Annotated in this window: 1 protein-coding gene; it reads right to left on the reverse strand. The window is 37.4% G+C overall.

Annotation, left to right across the window (positions count from 1 at the left end):
- Positions 1 to 309, reverse strand: a 309-nt coding sequence (locus AC2VE5_RS28255) for a response regulator (RefSeq protein ID WP_486890816.1), incomplete at its 3' end; no start/stop codon positions are given.
- Positions 310 to 981: the final 672 nt, after the last annotated feature.

Genomic DNA, 981 nt, shown 5'->3' on the forward strand with positions numbered 1-981 from the left:
GTAGGGTTTAACTACATAATCATCTGCACCGACATCTAATCCCGCAACTTTGTCCGCCGTTGTATCGCGAGCAGTCAATAACAGAATTGGCATTCGATACCCCCCAGAGCGTAGCTGTTGGCAAAGGTTTATACCATCAAGTTTCGGTAGCATCAAATCTAACAAGATCAAGTCATAAGTTAATGCTTCCGCGAATTCCCAGCCTTTTTCACCATCGCTAGCAGTGTCTACAACGTAATGCTGATCTGTCAGAGCTTCTGCTAGAGATTCTGCTATCCTTTCATCATCCTCAACAATTAAAATACGCATGATAGAAAAATACGTTAATTACGACAGTTGAATTAATTTGACAAGTTTTACTTATTAGCGATTTCAATTGTTAAGCTATATCGCCATTAAGTGTTCTTAACTTTCTCAATTGTTGTATGTATGTTGTAGTGCCAAATTACTGTTAAGAATATTCATGCGTGTATCTAAACCCCATATCTTGAAGGATAATTAGCAATGGTAGCGGCGATAAGTAACCATTTTTTGTGATTATCTCCGTTGTTACTGCCATGATAATTGGTTTGAGATAAATGAAAAATAAGTTTTCGCTTTCTATTCAAGACAACACCAGATAGTTTTTGCAGGCAATTGACCATAAATATACAGTCTTGGTTATTTTAAGACATAAGCTAATGTGCATTCAAGTTGCATTAAACTGGCGCTGAAACCCTTGCAGCAAAGCCTTCACTCAAGAAAAATGAATGACGATTAGCTTAGCAAGCGATTAATGCCAAGTTGAGTGTAAGCCTCAACTTGGCATTAATCGCAATAAGGAGTAAAAGTAAGACACTGACTTGAAAATCTAACCGCAACTAACAACTTGAGTTAATTTTGAGCCTCGTTGGGAAAAAAGCTTGGCTGACAGGAGTTTGAAGTAATAATGCCTAACCTCATTTTTGCTATTCCCCCGAATCTAGGGTTTATACAAAAAAA

Source organism: Aliterella sp. E5.1, assembly GCF_057473825.1.